Genomic DNA, 17,053 nt, shown 5'->3' with positions numbered 1-17,053 from the left:
CTCACCCCAGAAGCTCAGCCCCACCGCGAAAGCTCACCCCCTGAAGCTCAACCCCACCACCGCGACTCACCCCACCGCGAAGCCCTAAAGCTCGATCCCACCGCGAGAAGCCGACCACAAAGCTCAACCCGCCGCGACGGCGAAGCCGAGGATCACCGCGGCGGATACCACCACGTGGCCGGGTGCCAGGTCCTGCGGAGACGCCGCGCCGGCCGAGCCGTGACCGCGGTAGCGCTCCGCGCCGACGCGTTCCGGGTCGACGTCCTCGATGTGCAGGACCGCGCCCAGCCGCACCCCGGCCGCCTCGGCGTACAGCGCGGCCTTGCGCCGGGCGGCGGCCACCGCCTCGCGGCGCGCCTCGGCCCGCAGGTCGGGCTTGGCCCGCACGTCGAACTCGACGTCCTCGATCTCGTTGGCACCCGCCGCCACCAGGTCGACCAACAGCCGCTCCACGCCGTCCAGGTCGGTCGAGTCGACGGTGAACGACGCCTTGCACTCGTAGCCGAGGAACGTGCGCTTGTTGCCGTAGTCCCACCGGGACCTCAGGTCGAGCCGCGAGCGCTCCACCCCGCTGTCCGCCACGCCGTGCTCGCGCAGCGCCTGCCGGACCGCCCGCACGGCCTCGTTGGCCCCGGCGAACGACTCCGCCGGCACCTGCTCCGACCGCACCACCTGGAACCGGATCCGCACCAGGTCGGGCATCGCCTTCACGCTGGCCGCCCCGTACGCCGACACACCCCACGGCCGCTCCACCATCTGCTGCATGGCGGGTATCCAACCAGCCGCATGCCGGGGTCCGCCGCCCCGTTCAATTAAGACTCTTGAATAAAGCACCGGTATCGGCCTATCCTCATGAGGCCATGGCATTGAACCGTTTAAATCGTTGATTGGCTACCGTGCCTTCTCCGCCCACCGAGGAGAGCCCGCATGTCCGCAACACTCCGGTTCGCCATGGCCTCCGTCCTGGCCGTCGCGACCATGATGCCCGCGTCCACGGCCACCGCCGCCCCGAGGCACAAGCGTGTTGAAACGTTGACGAACGCACACTGGATCTGGTTTCCCGAGGGTGATCCCGCCGTTGCGGCACCCGCCGCGACCCGCTACCTGAGGCGGACGTTCACGGCGCCGTCCGGGCCGTACACCGACGCGCACCTCGTCGTCACCGGCGACGACACCGTCGACGTCTGGCTCAACGACACCTGGCTCGCCGCCTCGCCGCGGGTCGCCGACTCGTGGCGCCAGGGCGTCTACGTGGACCTCACGGCCGCGCTCAGACCCGGCGCCAACACCCTCCTGGTCGCCGCCCGCAACACCAGCCAGGGCCCGGCCGGGGTCGCCGGCCAGCTCACCGTCGCCGCGACCGGCGGCACCGTCAGCCTCGCCACCGACGGGGCCTGGCAGGCCGCGAACGCGGTGCCGCAGGCCTGGGTGGCCGCGCAGGACCTGGGCGCGTACGGCACCGGCCCGTGGCGGTCGGACGTCCAGGTCCCGGTCCCCGGCGGGTCCTCGCCCGTCTCGGTCACCGGCCTCACCACCGAGCGGCGCGCCAACCCGGTCGGTGTCGACGCGCCGCGGCCCCGCTTCGGCTGGCAGCTCGCCACCGCAGCGACCGGCCAACTCCAGGGCAGGTACCAGGTCACGGTCGGCACCGGCCCGGGTGCGGCGGACGTCTGGGACAGCGGGCAGGTCGCGTCTCGGCAGTCCGTCGACGTCCCGTACGGCGGGCCGGCCCTCGCCGCCAACCGCACGTACCACTGGCGGGTGCGGGTCTGGGACGCGCAGGGCCGGGCGAGCGGCTGGAGCGCGCCCGCCCGCTTCGACACCGCACTGGCGAGCTGGACGGCGGACTTCATCGGCGCGCCCGGCACGGCCGACCTCGCCGGCGCCTCGTGGATCTGGTATCCGGAAGGGGATCCCACAGTGGACGCCCCGGTCGCGACGCGCTACTTCCGCCGCGCCTTCGACGTGGCGACGCCGGGCCGCACGACGCTCGTGGTGACCGGCGACGACACCGCCGACGCGTGGGTCAACGGGGTCAAGGTGGCGGCGTCGAGACGGGTGACCGACTCGTGGAAGCGCGCCACGACGATCGACGTGACCGCGCACCTGCGCACCGGCCGCAACACCGTCGCGGTCGCCGCGCAGAACACCTCACCCGGCCCGGCCGCCGCCATCGCCAAGCTGCATGGCGCGGTCACCGTCCCGACCGACGCCGCCTGGAAGGCGTCCCAGAGCGGGCCGGCCGGCTGGGAGCAACCGTCCTATGACGACAGTGGCTGGCCGGCGGCCCGGGTGGCCGCGGCGTACCAGAGTGGCCCGTGGGGCAACCAGGTCACGGTGCCGAGCCCGGCGCCCCGGCTCGGCAAGACCTTCACCATCGGCAAGCCGGTGGCCCGAGCCCGGCTCTTCGCGACCGCGCTCGGCCTGCACGAGACGTACCTCAACGGCGAGAAGGTCACCCCGGAACGCCTCGCGCCCGGCTGGACGGACTACACCACGCGGCTCCAGTACCGCGCGTACGACGTGACGGCCACGCTCCGGCAGGGCGGCAACACACTCTCCGCGCTGCTCGGCAACGGGTGGTACTCCGGGAGCGTCGGCTTCGCCGGCAGCCGCTACTACGGCACGTCCCCCTGGTACTCGGCGCAGCTGGTCGTCGAGTACACCGACGGGACGCGGGCGGACGTGCGCACCGACGGGTCGTGGACGTGGACGAGCAGCCCGATCGTCTCCGACGACCTCTACCACGGCGAGGACCGGGACGCCCGGGTGGCGGGCGGACCGGCCCAGCCGGTGACCGTCCACACCGGACCGAAGCCGCGCCTCGTCGCGCAGGTCGACCCCGGCGTGACCGTGCAGCGGGAGCTGCGGCCGGTGCGCCTCACCCAGCCCAGGCCCGGCGTGTGGATAGCCGACCTCGGCCAGAACTTCGCCGGGTGGAACCGGCTGCGGGTCAGCGGCCCGGCCGGCACGACCGTGACGATGCGGCACGGCGAGATCCTGAACGCGGACGGCACGCTCTACACCGCCAACCTCCGCGCCGCGCAGGCGACCGACACGTACACGCTCGCCGGGCAGGGCGTGGAGACCTTCGAACCGTCGTTCACCGTGCACGGCTACCGGTACGTGGAGCTGACCGGCTTTCCTGGTACGCCCACAGTGGACAGCCTGACCGGGCTGGCGGCGTGGACGGCGGGCGCGGAGACCGGCACCTTCACCACCTCCGACCCGCTGGTCAACCAGCTCCAGCACAACATCCTGTGGGGTGCCCGCTCCAACCTGCTCTCCATCCCGACCGACTGTCCACAGCGGGACGAGCGGCTGGGCTGGACCGGCGACATCGCGGCCTTCGGCGCGACGTCCGCGTTCAACTTCGACACGCACGGGCTGCTCGCCAAGTACGCCGACGACCTGGTGGACGCCCAGCGCGCCGACGGGGCGTTCACCGACGTGGCACCGGACGTGCTCGGCTGGGCCGGCAAGGCCGGCTGGGGCGACGCGGGCGTCATCGTCCCGTACGTGCTGTGGCAGCGCTACGGCGACCTGTCCGCGGCCGACCGGCACTTCGACGCGATGGCGCGGTGGGTCGACTACCTGCGCGCCACCTCGGGTGCGGACCTCGTCCGCGACCAGGACACCTACGGCGACTGGCTCAACGTGGACGATCCCACCGCCAACGACCTCACCAGCACCGCGTTCTTCGGGTGGTCGGCGCGGCTCGTCGCGCGGATGGCCGCGGCCACGGGGCGTCCGGACCGGGCGGCCGCCTACAGTACGCTCGCCGACCAGATCGCGGCCGCGTTCGCCAACCGGTTCGTCGCCGCGGACGGCACCGTCGGCAACGGCAGCCAGACCGGCTACGTGCTCGCGCTGGCGTTCGGCCTCGTCCCTCCACAGCGGACACAGGCGGTCGCGGACCGGCTGGCCGCGAAGGTGGCGTCCCGAAACGGACACCTGTCGGTCGGCTTCATGGGCGTGGAGAATCTCCTGCCCGTACTGGCCGAGCACGGGCACCTCGACACCGCCTACCGTATCCTCCAGCAGCCCGACTACCCCGGCTGGGGCTACATGAACGCGCGCGGCGCCACCACGATCTGGGAGCGCTGGGACGGCATCCGCACCGACGGCTCACTCCAGGACGCCGGCATGAACTCCTTCAACCACTACGGCCTCGGCTCGGTCGGCGACTGGCTCTACCGGACAGTCGGCGGCCTCGGCCCGGCCGCGCCCGGATACCAGCGCCTGCTGGTCGCGCCGAAGCCCGGCGGCTCGCTCACAGCCGCGGCCACCTCACTGGTGACGCGGTACGGGCCGGCGCGCACCGAGTGGACGCGGAACGGCACCGGGCTGACCCTGCGGGTGGTGGTGCCACCGAACACCACCGCCACCGTCCAGGTGCCGGCGCCCTCCGCGGCGGCGGTCACCGCGCCACCGGAGGCGGTGCCGCAGGGCTACGCCGCCGGCGCCGCCGGCTACGCGCTGCCGTCCGGGTCGTACACGTTCACCGTGGCCTGACAGCCGAGGGCTAGGGCGCGGCGCACCGCGCGCCGGGCGCGGGAAGGACGCGGTCGACCAGGTAGCGGTCGACCGCGTCGACCGTGCACGGCGTGCGCTCGTACGCGCCGTGCCCCCAGCCCTCGTAGGTGAGCAGCCGGCCGTGCCGGCCCAGCTGCGCCGCGACGCTCGTGGCCCACTCGTAGCCGGTGCGCGGGTCGTGCAGCCCGTTGACGAGCAGGAGCCGCGCGTCGCCGGTCACCTTCGTCCGATGTGGAGGGTTGCGCACCGGGTTCGGCCAGCCGAGGCAGGCGTGCAGCGCCATCAGCCCGCCGCCGTACCGCACGTCGGGCGCGGCGGCCGCGGCCACCCGCACGAGCGCGGCGTACTCGGCGTAGCTTCGGAGCGGCACCGGGAAGTCCGCGCAGAAGACCGCCGTCGTGAGCGGAAGCGCGCGGGGCGGCGGTGCCACGCCCGCGGCCAGCCCTTCGACGGTCCGGGCGAAGCCTGTCCAGTTCGGACCGTTGAGCATGCCGAGCGGCAGCGCGGCGACGTCGAAAGCGGTACTCGGCGCGTACTCGCCCCGGTCGGCGCGGGCGAGCACCGACGTCCAGGTGGCGCGCACGTCCGTGCCGTGCAGCACGCACTCGGTCGAGCGGTCGCACCAGGACACGAACTCGTCGAACGAGTCCTGGAGCGTCGCCGCCTGGGTGCGGACGAACGCGCGCGGGTCGAGACTGTGGTCGAAGACTCCTTCCAGGACGATCGCCCGGACCCGGCCGGGAAACCGTTCGGCGTACTGCTGGCCGAGCAGCGTGCCGTAGGAGCTGCCGTGGAACGTCAGGCGCGGCTCACCGAGCGCCCGGCGCAGCGCTTCCAGGTCGTACACCTGGCTCAGGGTGTCGGCGTGGTCGAAGACCGGGCTGGTCGGCCGGCAGCGCGCCCACAGCTCACGGTTGTACGCGGCCATGGCGTCGAGGTCGGCCTGGCCGGCCAGCGGCACCGGCGGTTTGGGGAGGGTCGGGTCGGGCGCGCAGCGGGGTGCGGCGCTACGGGCGACGCCGCGCGGGTCGAAGCTGACGATGTCGAAGCGGTCGAGCAGCTCGTCGCTGAAGCGGTCGCCCTTGCGGATCCGCTCGACGCCGGAGTCGCCCGGCCCGCCGGGGCCGAAGACGAGCGTGCCCACCCGCCGCCCGGGCTCGCGCGCCGGGCGCCGGGCCACCGACAGCGCGAACGTGGCGCCGCGCGGCTCGGCCCAGTCGACCGGCAGCCGCAGCGTCGCGCATCCCACCACGGGATCCATCGGCACGCCGGGCAGGTCGTCCGCGCACGTGCCCCACGCCAGGGTCGGCCGGGACGCCCGCGCCGGCGCGGCGGCGACGAGTGTCCCGGTGAGGACGAGGGCGACAGCGGCGGCGATACCACGAAAGGTCACGACGTCCATCGTCGATCGCCGCGGCGGCGAGAAGCCATCCGGGGCAACCCCGACATCACCCGGAGAGTCAGATCCGGGCGAGCGCCTCGGCCGGGTGCTCGACACAGTCGACGACGAAGCGGAGGAAGCCGGCCGCCGTGCCCCCGTCGCAGACCCGGTGGTCGAACGTCAGCGAGAACTGGGCTATCTTGCGCGGCACCACCGCGCCGTCGACGACCCACGGCCGGTCGAGGATCCGGCCCACGCCGAGGAGCGCGGCCTCCGGGTGGTTGACGATCGGCGTCGCACCGTCCACATTGAACACGCCGTAGTTGTTGAGCGTGAACGTGCCGCCGGTCAGGTCGCCGACACCGAGCTCGCCGGCGCGGGCGGCCGAGGCCAGGCGGGCGATCTCGGCGTGCAGCTCGCGCACGTTGCGCCGGTGTGCGTCGTGGACGACAGGCACGAGCAGCCCCCGCTCGCCCTGCGCGGCGATGCCGAGGTTGACGCCGTCGAGGTGCACGATGTCGCCGGCGTCGAGGTCGACGCGGCTGTTCAGGTCGGGATAGCGGGCCAGCCCGGCGACCACGAACCTGGCGACGAACGCCAGGAAGCCCACCGGGTTGCCGGGATCGCGGGCCAGCATCTGGCGGCGGGTCTCGACGAGCGCGGTCACGTCGACGTCGACCCACGTGGTGGCGTCCGGGATCTCCCGGCGGCTGCGGGTGAGCCGCTCGGCCATCGACCGCCGCACGCCGGTCAGCGGCACCCGTTCGCGCACGGGCAGCGGATCGACGGGAGCCACCGGCCCACGCGCCGGCGACGCCGACGCGGCTATCGCACCCTCCACGTCGCGGCGGGCGATCACGCCACCGGGAGCGGTGCCGGTCAGCGCCGACAGGTCCACGTCGTGGTCGCGGGCCAGCTTGCGCACAATCGGCGAGATGACGAGGGGTCGCGGGCCGGCGGCCGGCCGGCGGCGCCGGGCCCGCCGCGACTGCGTGGTGCCGTAGCCCACGAGCACGTTGCCCGAGCCCTCGGCCGAGGCGACCGAGATGAGCGGGGCACCCACCGAGACCGTCGCACCCTCGGCCGCGTGCAGCTCTGCCACCACACCGCCGAACGGCGTCGGCACCTCGACGCTCGCCTTCGCGGTCTCCACCTCGACCACAGGCTGATCGACGGCCACGGTGTCGCCGACCTTCACGAGCCAGCGCAGCACCTCCGCCTCGGTCAGCCCTTCGCCGAGGTCGGGCAGGCGAAACTGCTGGGCGGTCACGCGTCCTCCCACTGCAAGGTGGCGACGGCGTCCAGAATCCGTTCCACGTCGGGCAGGTGGTGGTGTTCGAGTTTCGGTGAAGGGTAGGGAATGTCGAAGCCGGTGACCCGCCGCACCGGAGCTTCGAGGGCGTGGAAGCAGCGTTCGGAGAGCAGGGCCGCGATCTCGGCGGCCACGCTGGCGAACCCGGCCGCCTCGGCGACGACGACCGCGCGGCCGGTCTTGCGGACGCTGGCGACGAGCGTCTCCTCGTCGAGCGGAACGATGCTCCGCACGTCGACCACCTCGAGGTCCCAGCCCTCGTCGCGGGCCGCGTCGGCGGCGGCGAGGGCGACCGGCACGCTGGGCCCGTACGCGACGAGCGTGGCGTCGGCACCCGACCGCCGGACCGCGGCGCGCCCGATCGGCTCGCCCTGGACCGGCAGCGTGACCTCGTCCTTGCTCCAGTAGAGCCGCTTGGGTTCCAGGAAGACGACCGGGTCGGGCCAGGCGACCGCCGCGCGCAGCAGGCTGTACGCGTCCGCGACCGTCGCCGGCGCGACGACGGTCAGCCCCGGCGTGTGCGCGTAGTACGCCTCGGAGGAGTCGCTGTGGTGCTCCACCCCGCCGATGCCGCCGCCGTACGGCGCGCGGATCACCATCGGCAGGCTCACCTTCCCGCGGGTGCGGTTGCGCATCTTCGCGACGTGGCTGACGATCTGCTCGAACGCGGGGTAGGCGAACGCGTCGAACTGCATCTCCACCACCGGGCGCATGCCGTGCATCGCCATGCCGACCGCCATGCCGACGATGCCCGACTCGGCCAGCGGGGTGTCGAAGCAGCGCCGCTCGCCGTACTTGGCGGCCAGGCCGTCGGTGATCCGGAAGACGCCGCCGAGCGTGCCGACGTCCTCGCCGAACACGAACACCCGCTCGTCCTCCGCCAGGCAGTCGGCGAGCGCCTGGTTGATCGCCTGTGCCATCGAGACCGCCACGCCGCTCAGCTCCCGTCGGACTCGGCCCGCGACGGGGCGGATTCGGCCCGCAGCAGCGCGGCCTGGGCGCGCAGCCGCTGCGTGGGTCGGTGGTACACGTGCGCGAAAAGCTCCTCCGGCGCCGGCGGCACCTCGGCGACGAGGCGGGCGCGCAGGTCGGCGGCGAGCTCCTCGGCCTCGGCCGCGACGGCCGCCTCGACGTCGACGTTCAGCTGGCCGGAGTTGGTCAGGTACGCGGACAGCCGGTCCAGCGGGTCGCGGGCCAGCCACCCGGCGACCTCCTCGTCGGGCCGGTAGCGGGTGGCGTCGTCGGCGTTGGTGTGCGCGTCGACCCGGTACGTCATCGCCTCGACCAGCGTCGGCCCCTCGCCCTCGCGGGCCCGCCGCGCCGCCTCGCCCACCACCGTCAGCACGGCCGCGACGTCGTTGCCGTCGACGAGCACACCCGGCATGCCGTAGCCGACGGCCTTGTGCGCCAGCGACGGCGCGCTCGTCTGCCGGCTCACCGGCACGGAGATGGCGTACTGGTTGTTCTGCACGAAAAATACGACCGGCAGGTGGAAGACCGCGGCGAAGTTGAGCGCCTCGTGAAAGTCTCCTTCGGAAGTCGCGCCGTCACCGACGAACGCGAGCGCCACCGTGTCCTCACCCCGGGCCTGCGCGGCGAAGGCGAGCCCGACCGCGTGCGGCGCCTGGGTGGCCAGGGGCGTGCACTGCGGCGCCGCGCCGTGCGCGTACGGGTCGTAGCCGCAGTGCCACTCCCCGCGCAGCAACGTGAGGATCTCGACCGGGTCGACGCCGCGGGTGAGCAGCGCGACGCTGTCCCGGTACGTCGGGAAGATCCAGTCGGTGGGCCGCAGGGCGAGGACCGCGCCGACCTCGGCCGCCTCCTGGCCGCGCGCCGACGGGTAGACCGCGAGCTGCCCTTGCTTGACCAGGGCGGTCGCCTGCTGCTCGAAGCGCCGCCCGACCACCAGCGCCCGGTACGCCGCCCGCAGCGCCGTGCCGCCGGGCAGCGCGCGCCCGGCCACCGGCGTGCCGTCCGCCTCGATCAGCCGCACCGGCTCGGCCGTGGGAAGCAGGTCCATCTCCGTACCATGCGGCCGCCCTCGAAGATCTGTCCATATACTGGGACATCTTCAAGACAGATGCGCACCGGGGGGCACGGTGGAAAGACAAACGGGCACGCCATCAGGGACACCCGCGCCGCCGGCGAGACAACCGGCGGCAACCCTCGACGACGTCGACCGGCGGATGGTCGCCGAGCTCGTCAAGGACGGCCGGATCGCGGTGCGCACCCTGGCCGAGCGGCTGCACATCTCCCGCGCCAACGCCTACAGCCGGCTCGCCCGGCTGGTCCGCGACCGCGTGATCCGCGGCTTCTCGGTACGCCTCGACCCGGCCCAGGTCGGCCTCACCACCGCCGTCTACGTCACGATGCGGATCGAGCAGAACGCCTGGCGCGACGTCCGCGAGCGCCTCATCCGCCTGCCCGCGATCCAGCACTTCGCGCTGACCGGCGGCGCGTTCGACATCATCGCGCTGGTCCGCGTGCCCGACCAGGCGCATTTGCGCGCGCTCGTCCTCGACGAGATCCAGTCGATCCCCGGCGTCCGCAACACCCAAACCCAACTCGTCTTCGAAGAGGTCCCGGACGAGATGCTGGGAGGGTTCCCCCTTTAGCTCCTTTGTTGCATTACCCGGGTCCGCGTCAGCGGCGGACCGCCGCTCCCGCCGGAGACCGCGGGACCCGGCGGCTCGCCAGGGCTCGCCGAAACCCCCGGCCCCCGCTGCCAGCTCCGCGCCCCAAGCCCTGTCCCCCAAGAGGGCAGCCCTCTTGGGCGTGAAGTCCCAACAGGGCTCCCGTATACCCGCCCAGACAGTGACAGGGCTGCCCTCTTGGGGGACAGGGCGGGGGGCCGTGGGGGCTACGGATGGCCGGCTGGCGGTCCGACGAGCCGGGCGCAGGTCGGACCCCCAGCCGGGGTCTGTGGGTTACTGGCCGGTGGCGTGGAGGTCGGCCACCTCGGCCGCGGTGAGCACGCGGCTGTAGAGGCGGAAACCGTCCACGGCACCGTCCAGGTACGGGTCGGCGCCGTACTGGGAGCGGCCGATCCAGTTCTGTGTGGTGTTGCCGAGGTCGGCCGGGCGGCGGGTCAGTGCCGCGTTGCGGGCGACCTCGGCGCCGTCGACGTACAGGACGCCGACCGCGCCGGAGAGCGTGACCGCGACGTGCGTCCACACGCCGGTCGGCAGCGCGGCCGGGGCGTTGATGCGTTGCTCGCCGCCGGATCCGGAGGTCGTGATGGCGAAGCGGGCGGTGCCGCCGCTGCCGCGCGGCGTCAGGAACATGCTGGTCGAGGAGCCCGAGCCGAAGTCGAACAGCCGGGTCCAGTTGGCGATGGTGTCGAGGCGGACCCAGGTGGCGACCGTGCAGGCGGTGGCGCCGGCCAGGATCCCCGGCGGCAGCGCGACGTACGCGTTGGTGCCGCTGAGGTTGACCGCTCCCCCGGTGCGGCCGGCGGTCCAGCCGGCGCCGCCGGCCAGGGTGGCGGTGCGGCCGTTTCCGGTGGCGTCCGCCGCGCTCGTGCCGGAGGTCTCGTCGAAGCGGTAGTGCGCGACGAACGGGGCCGGCGGCGGCGTGTTGTCGACGTTCCAGTAGACGGTGTACCGCTGGCCGTGCATCTTGTAGAACGGCAGCAGCGTCACCGCCCCGGTGCTGGCCGTCGCGGTGAACTGGAGCGGCGTCGACGTCGGGGCGAGCGTCGACGCGTTGAGCGCCGGCATGGTGGAGAGGTTGTTCGTGCCGTAGGCGCCGGCCAGCACGATCGGCCCGTACTTCACCGCCTGCACCGCAGCGTTGTCCGGTGTGGACTCGCGGGTCAGCGCCATCGGCAGGGTCACGTCGACGACGTCGCCCGACGTCCACGCGCGGGTGATCGTCGCGTAGGTGCCGGGGGTGACCGTCACGCCCGCGGCGGTGCCGTTGACGAGGATCTGCGCTCCGCTGGTCCACGACGGGATACGCAACCGGAGAGTGAAAGTGCCGGAGCCGGTGACGGTGAGCCGGGTCGAGGGCGTCTCCGGGTAGGTGGTCTCCTGCCGTACGGTGATGCCCCGGCCGGGCCAGCTGAGCACCGAGGCGATGAAGAGGTTGACGTACAGGGTGTCGCCGCCGTCGTGGAAGTAGATGCTGTCGACGTACTTGGTGTTGCTCTCCATGCCGGTGCCGTGGCAGCACGTCCAGTCGTTGTAGTCGTTGCTGTACGTCTTGATGCCGCCGGGCCGCAGCGGCACGTAGTAGCAGTGGAAGCCGTGGCTGGAGCTGGGGTTCTGCGCGCCGAGGATGTGGTTGTAGAGCGCCTTCTCGTAGTAGTCCATGTAGTCGGCGCGGGCCGGGTTGGTGAAGAACAGCTGCCGGCTCAGCTTGAGCATGTTGTACGTGTTGCAGCACTCGGCCGTGGTGTCGGACAGCTCGCCGGCGATCCGGTTGGGCGCCTTGAAGTACTCGCCGTTGGAGTTGCCGCCGATCGCGTACGAGTGGCGGCTGGTCACGATGTCCCAGAAGTTGACGGCGATGTCGCGGTACCGCGTGGTGCCGGTGGCGTGGTATTCGCGGATCGCGCCCAGCACCTTCGGGATCTGCGTGTTGGCGTGGTAGTTGTTCAGGTTGTCCACGTTGGACGCGAGCGGGTCGAAGATCTCGGCGTGGTCGAAGTACTGCGCCGTGGTCAGGTGGTTGGGGTCGGCGGTGAGCTGGTAGAGGTTGGTGAGCGTCTCGTTCATCCCGCCGAACTCGGTGTCCAGCATGTTCTGCCGCTGGGTGAGCGTGAGCCGGTCGTTGCGAAACTTCGTCCAGCCCGCCATCCGGGTCAGCACGGTTAGCGCCTGTGCGTTGCCGGCGAGCAGGTGCGTGTCGAGCAGCCCGGCCATGATCTTGTGGAGCGTGTAGTACGGCGCCCACACCGACTGCCGCGCCTCGACCCGGTCGATGAAACTTTCCGGGTAGGCGGAGAGGTAGCCGGTGTTGAACCCGGCGGTCGTGGCCCTGTCCTGGCATTTGGCGAGCTCGGCGACGAGGTAGTCGCCCTTGGTCTTGAACGCGGCCGGGCCGCCGTTCGCGTAGCCCTGGGCGAGCGCGGTGAGCACGTGCCCCATGGAGTGGCCGCGCAGCTCGGTCGTGGGCGACTCCCAGCCGCCCATCGCCGTGGCCGACGAGGGCAGCCCGACGTTGACCCGGAACATGTGCAAAAGCCGGTCGGCGTCGAGGAAGCCGAGGTAGCTGTGAGTGCGTCCGGTATTGGCCTGGAACGGCCCGGCGAGCAGGGAGACGGCGGAGAGCGGGAAGGGGTAGACGGAAACCCCGGTGTCCGGGCGGGCGGCGACGGCGGGCGTCGTGCGCGATGCGGTGACACCGGCGGCCGCGACGGCCCCGGCGGCGGAGGCGCGCAGCACGGTGCGGCGGGAGAGGGACACGGGTTACCTCCTGTCCTGTGTGGACGAGGCCACCGGGAGCCAGACCCGCATGGTCGCCGGACCGCGGTTGGCCCACAGGTGGTACGGAACGAGGGTGAGGTTGCCCGGCTCTGCTTCCGCGGTGCTGATCGATCCGTACGGCCAGCCGTCGCCGGCAGCGGGGGTGGTGCGTGCCGGGACTCCGCCTGCTGGCTCGCTCGGGTCCCGGTCGTCGGCTTCGTCCGTCCTCGTCGCTTCGCTCCTCGGATCGGACGTCGCCGAGGCCGGGACCGCCAGCGCGACGACGTCCCGGCCGAGCGCCGGCAGCGGCCGCTCGGTGAGCGGTGCGGAGCGGTCGACGTTGACCGCGTCCAGCGCCGTGGCCGGGTCGTGGTCGACCGACTCGGCGCAGTAGACGAGCGGGCCGCGTTCGACGGCGACGCAGCCGCGTACCGCGTCGATGCGCGGGTCGGGTGCGGTCCACCGTGGAGTAAGTGGCAGTTCGAGCCGCACGGTGTCGCCGGATCGCCAGGTGCGGGACACGACCGCGTATCCCGGCGTGACCCGTTGGGTGCCTTCGGGGGTAACGAGCGTGGCCTCGCCGGCCCAGGCGGGCACGCGCAGCGACAGCCGCCACGGCCGCTGGCTCGTGCGGTCGACCCGCACCTCCACACCGCCGTCCCACGGGTAGCCGGTCGCCACGGTGAGCGCGATGTCACCGCTGGCCACCGTGCCGGCCGCGTACTGGTGAACCTGCACGCCACCGTCGTCGACCGTAGCCACATACCCACCCAACGACGCCAGCGTACGAGCGACATTCGTCGGGCAACACGACACATCCCGCCACGGCGCCCGCTCGCCCGACGACGCACGCGGCCACGGCCGCGACCGATCCAACACCTCACCCGCCACCCGCTGCCGCAACGGATTGGTGTAGAAAAACGCCCGCCCATCCAACGACGTCGACGCCGCCACCACGTTGAACAAGGTCCGCTCCGCCAAATCCGCGAACCGCGCCTCACCCGTAGCCAGCAACAACCGCCAACACAACATCACCGACGCCACCGCCGCGCACGTCTCCACATACGCACGATCAGCCGGCAACTCGAAATCCTCTCCGAACGCCTCCCCCTCGTGCCGCGAACCCATCCCACCAGTCACATACGTACGAGCCGCGACCGTCCGCTCCCACTGGCGCACCACCGCCGCCAACAACTTGTCGTCACCGGTCTCCACCGCCACATCCACCGCACCGCACGCCAGATACAACGCACGCACGGCATGCCCCGCGAACACCACCCGCTCCCGGACCGGAACATCGTCCTGGAAATACGCCCGACCCAACTCGACATCCGGCAACGACGCCTGACCACGCCGATCCACGAACAACCGCGCCTGATCCAGATAACGGGCCGTCCCGGTAGCCCGAAACAACTCCACCAAAGCCATCTCGATCCCCGGATGACCGCACAACGCCTGCCGCCCGGTCGGACCGAACTCGACACACACGTGGTCGGCGGCCCGGATCGCGGTCGTGGCTAGGGCGTCCTTGACGCCGCCGCGCAGCCGGGCCACACCGGCCTGGATCAGATGCCCGTAGCAGTACAGCTCGTGACCCCAGGTCAGATCGGAGTAACGCGGCTGCTGACCCGGCCGACCGAACATCGTATTCAGATAGCCACCCGGCTCCTGCGCCGCCGCGACCACAGTGGACAACTCACCCACCGACACGTCACCACCACGCGCACACTCCCACGCCATCGCCTCCGCCAGCTTGAACACCTCAGAATCGGAAAACTCCCGACCTCGCCGACGATGCGGCACCAGGTCATCCGTCGCCGCCAAGCGGAAGTTGCCCAACCAGCCGGTCTCCTCCAACCAGTGATGGGCGTGCGGGATGGAAGCCTTGGCGTTGCGCTCCTGCCGCTCACCCCAGAAGCCGCCGGTGATACGCACGGCGTCGAGGCCTAGCGGGCGCAGCGCACCCGCCGATGGACGCACCGGTCCGATCATGGTCACCCCTTCGGGACCGCTGGCCGCCCGGTGGCCGAAAACCTTTTCGGCAATGTAGCGGCGATATTACGCACACGTCAAGAGAGGAGTTTGCCTATTTCGATGATGTAGGCTTTCGCCCCGAAAGCTTTTTCGAAAGGATTTCGGTGGGCAGGCAGCGATCCCGGACGGTCACGTTGACCGATGTCGCGCGTCTCGCCGGCGTGTCGGTGGCCACGGCGTCGAAGGCGCTCAACGCGCGCGACGAGGTCGCCCCGGAGACCCGGCGGCGGGTGCTGGAGGCGGCCGAGGAGCTGTCGTTCCAGCCCAACGTCCTGGCCCGCGGCCTGCTGACCGGCAACACGCGCACGATCGGGCTGCTCACCGACGAGCTCGCCCACCGGTTTTCCATCCCGATCCTGCTCGGCGTGGAAAACGCCCTGGCCAACGGCCAGATGTCCGTGCTGCTCTGCGACGCCCGCGGCGACGCGATCCGGCGCCAGCACTACATCCGCACGCTGATCGCCCGCCAGGTCGACGGCTTCGTCGTACTCGGCGACTCCAACGACCTGCGCCCGTCGCTCACCCGCCAGATCCCGGTCCCGGTCGTCTACGTGTACGGCGAATCGGACAATCCCCACGACCTGTCCGTCCTCGCCGACGACGAGCACGGCGCCCGCCTCGCCACCGAGCACCTCGTGTCGCTGGGCCGCCGCACCATCGCGCACATCACCGGCCCGGAGAGCTACCGCGCCGCCCGCGACCGCGTGACCAGCGTGCGCAAGGTGCTCGCCAGCGCCGGCCTCGCCCTGGCCGGCGGCGACCCGCTCTACGGCGAGTGGTCGCAGCGCTGGGGCCGAAACGCCGCCCGGATCCTGCTGTCGGCCAACCCCGAGATCGACGCCATCTTCTGCGGCAACGACCAGATCGCCGCCGGGGTCGCCGGCGCGGTCCGCGAGCTCGGCCGCCGCGTACCCGACGACATCTCCATCGTGGGCTACGACAACTGGCACGAGTTCGCGTCCGACTGCCAGCCGCCGCTGACCACTGTGGACCTCAACCTTCAGCAGCTCGGCGAGACGGCCGTCAAGCACCTGTTCGCGGCGCTCGACGGCGAGCCCGCCTCCGGGGTGGTGCGGCAGCCGTGCCGGCTCGTGGTCCGCGACTCTACCGGCCCGCGCCCGCAGGCCTGATCCCGTCGGTGTCAGCGCCGTGAAGGCTTTTTGAAACCGGCGTGTGGCACCTTCGCCGTCGTGCGTCTACAACGGATATTCCTCGTGATGCTGGTCGCCGCGGCCGGCACGGTGGTGGCTCACCCGCGAAGCGCCGGCGCGGCCGTCACCGCCGCCGCGCGGAGCGTCGCCTGGGCGGTGAACAACCGGGGTGAGGTGGCGGGCGAGTCGACGACGAGCTCCGGCCAGCGGCACGCGGTCTTCTGGGACCGCGAGCACTACGCGCGCGACCTGGGGACCCTCGGCGGCAAACACAGCGCGGCGCTCGGCGTCAACGATCTCGGCGAGGTCGTCGGCGTCAGCGACACACCGGACGGCTCGCGGCACGCGTTCCGGTGGTCCGGCGATGGCGGCATGACCGACCTGGGCGTGCTGCCGGGCACGACCGAGTGCGTCGCGGTGGACGTCAACGACCGGGGCGAGGCGGTGGGATACTGCAACACCCCGCCCGGCTACCACCACCGTGCGGTCCTGTGGTCGCGTGGGCGGGTACTCGACCTCGGGGACGGCGAGGCCCACGCCGTCAACGACCGCGGCGACGTGCTGGCCACCTGTGTGAACAGCTTCGGCTACCTGCGCGTGGGGCACGGCGCGGACGCCTGCCGCCAGGGCACCCTGCTGGGGAGCCAGCCCTTCACCGGGGCCGACCGCCTCGGCGACCTCAACGACGCGGGCGAGATCGTCGCCACCCAGCCGGGCTCGACCGCGTGGTCGAAGGGTACACTGTGGACACCCTCGGACGGCGGGTACGAGGAGCACGACCTGGGCACCCTCGGCGGCGCGGTCACGGATGTGTGGGACGTCAACGAGCGCGGCGAGGCCGTCGGCTCCAGCGGCCTGACCGGCGGCGTCGAAAGCCACGCCTACCTCTGGGCCGACGGCGCCATGACCGATCTCGGCACCCTCGGCGGGCCCTACTCCACGGCGTACGGGGTCAACGACCGCGGCGCCGTCGTGGGCTCCGCGAGCCTTCCGGGCAACGCGTCCAGCCACGCGTTCTTCTGGTACCGCGGCACGATGACCGACCTCGGCACGCCCACCGAGCCGTAGGCCGTCCCGACGCCGTGGCGCGCGCTGGGTCGCGCGCCACGGCACTTGAGTGTCGGATCAGGAAGCGGGTTCGCCGGACGGGGCCTGGATGGCCACGCCGCTGTTGACCGGGGTGCCGAAGTTGGGCGTGCCGTCCGCGTTCCAGGTGAACTTCTGCGCCCGC

11 protein-coding genes are annotated in these 17,053 nt (G+C 72.2%); 4 read left to right on the top strand and 7 right to left on the bottom strand.

The window, feature by feature from the left end; all coding sequences use genetic code 11:
- Positions 1–123: 123 nt before the first annotated feature.
- Positions 124–765 carry an SIMPL domain-containing protein gene (locus AC5L36_RS15515; protein WP_441216351.1) on the bottom strand — a complete coding sequence of 214 codons (642 nt, stop codon included), beginning with the start codon at positions 763–765 and terminating at the stop codon, positions 124–126.
- Between the two features lie 162 nt (positions 766–927).
- On the opposite strand from AC5L36_RS15515, the gene AC5L36_RS15510 reads away from it, so the two are divergent.
- Entirely contained in the window at positions 928–4,515 is a 3,588-nt protein-coding gene (locus AC5L36_RS15510) for a family 78 glycoside hydrolase catalytic domain (RefSeq protein ID WP_441216350.1), read from the top strand.
- A gap of 10 nt (positions 4,516–4,525) precedes the next feature.
- Here the strand turns inward: AC5L36_RS15510 and AC5L36_RS15505 are convergent, their stop codons facing one another.
- Genes AC5L36_RS15505 through pdhA form a run of 4 tightly spaced genes read right to left on the bottom strand, consistent with a single transcriptional unit; the run spans position 4,526 to position 9,249 of the window.
- Complete coding sequence (locus tag AC5L36_RS15505; RefSeq protein ID WP_441216349.1) at positions 4,526–5,938, bottom strand: alpha/beta hydrolase; 1,413 nt, start codon at positions 5,936–5,938, stop codon at positions 4,526–4,528.
- A 58-nt stretch (positions 5,939–5,996) separates the two neighbouring features.
- Positions 5,997–7,187 (bottom strand): dihydrolipoamide acetyltransferase family protein, encoded by a 1,191-nt coding sequence (locus AC5L36_RS15500; protein WP_441216348.1) that lies wholly within the window; start codon positions 7,185–7,187, stop codon positions 5,997–5,999.
- On the bottom strand, positions 7,184–8,149 hold the full coding sequence (locus tag AC5L36_RS15495; RefSeq protein WP_441216839.1) for an alpha-ketoacid dehydrogenase subunit beta: 966 nt from the start codon (positions 8,147–8,149) through the stop codon (positions 7,184–7,186). Before AC5L36_RS15495 ends, AC5L36_RS15500 begins: the two co-directional genes overlap by 4 nt.
- Before the next feature lie 17 nt (positions 8,150–8,166).
- Positions 8,167–9,249, bottom strand: coding sequence for a pyruvate dehydrogenase (acetyl-transferring) E1 component subunit alpha (gene pdhA, locus AC5L36_RS15490; protein WP_441216347.1), 1,083 nt, complete (start codon positions 9,247–9,249; stop codon positions 8,167–8,169).
- A gap of 79 nt (positions 9,250–9,328) precedes the next feature.
- Here pdhA and AC5L36_RS15485 point away from each other — a divergent pair, with 79 nt between their 5' ends.
- Positions 9,329–9,844, top strand: coding sequence for an Lrp/AsnC family transcriptional regulator (locus tag AC5L36_RS15485; RefSeq protein ID WP_441216346.1), 516 nt, complete (start codon positions 9,329–9,331; stop codon positions 9,842–9,844).
- 312 nt (positions 9,845–10,156) lie between these two features.
- Here the strand turns inward: AC5L36_RS15485 and AC5L36_RS15480 are convergent, their stop codons facing one another.
- The gene (locus AC5L36_RS15480; RefSeq protein ID WP_441216345.1) at positions 10,157–12,637 is read right to left on the bottom strand and encodes a glycoside hydrolase family 127 protein; all 2,481 of its coding nucleotides are present in this window, start codon (positions 12,635–12,637) and stop codon (positions 10,157–10,159) included.
- A 3-nt stretch (positions 12,638–12,640) separates the two neighbouring features.
- Complete coding sequence (locus tag AC5L36_RS15475) at positions 12,641–14,629, bottom strand: glycoside hydrolase family 127 protein (protein ID WP_441216343.1); 1,989 nt, start codon at positions 14,627–14,629, stop codon at positions 12,641–12,643.
- Positions 14,630–14,775: 146 nt separating this feature from the next.
- Here AC5L36_RS15475 and AC5L36_RS15470 point away from each other — a divergent pair, with 146 nt between their 5' ends.
- Together AC5L36_RS15470 and AC5L36_RS15465 are read left to right on the top strand one after the other, a co-directional pair.
- Positions 14,776–15,801, top strand: a complete 1,026-nt coding sequence (locus AC5L36_RS15470) for a LacI family DNA-binding transcriptional regulator (protein ID WP_441216342.1) — start codon at positions 14,776–14,778, stop codon at positions 15,799–15,801.
- Between the two features lie 60 nt (positions 15,802–15,861).
- Positions 15,862–16,890 carry a hypothetical protein gene (locus AC5L36_RS15465; RefSeq protein WP_441216340.1) on the top strand — a complete coding sequence of 343 codons (1,029 nt, stop codon included), beginning with the start codon at positions 15,862–15,864 and terminating at the stop codon, positions 16,888–16,890.
- Positions 16,891–17,053: the final 163 nt, after the last annotated feature.

The sequence above is a fragment of the Phytohabitans sp. LZ39 genome, assembly GCF_059359075.1.
This window is presented reverse-complemented; position numbering and strand designations above follow the sequence as displayed.

Excerpts from the sequence above, each read along its gene's own strand:
- AC5L36_RS15510 (WP_441216350.1), top strand. The coding sequence starts at position 928 with ATGTCCGCAACACTCCGGTTCGCCATGGCCTCCGTCCTGGCCGTCGCG.
- AC5L36_RS15505 (WP_441216349.1), bottom strand. The coding sequence starts at position 5,938 with ATGGACGTCGTGACCTTTCGTGGTATCGCCGCCGCTGTCGCCCTCGTC.
- pdhA (WP_441216347.1), bottom strand. The coding sequence starts at position 9,249 with ATGGACCTGCTTCCCACGGCCGAGCCGGTGCGGCTGATCGAGGCGGAC.
- AC5L36_RS15515 (WP_441216351.1), bottom strand. The coding sequence starts at position 765 with ATGCAGCAGATGGTGGAGCGGCCGTGGGGTGTGTCGGCGTACGGGGCG.
- AC5L36_RS15475 (WP_441216343.1), bottom strand. The coding sequence starts at position 14,629 with ATGATCGGACCGGTGCGTCCATCGGCGGGTGCGCTGCGCCCGCTAGGC.
- AC5L36_RS15495 (WP_441216839.1), bottom strand. The coding sequence starts at position 8,149 with ATGGCACAGGCGATCAACCAGGCGCTCGCCGACTGCCTGGCGGAGGAC.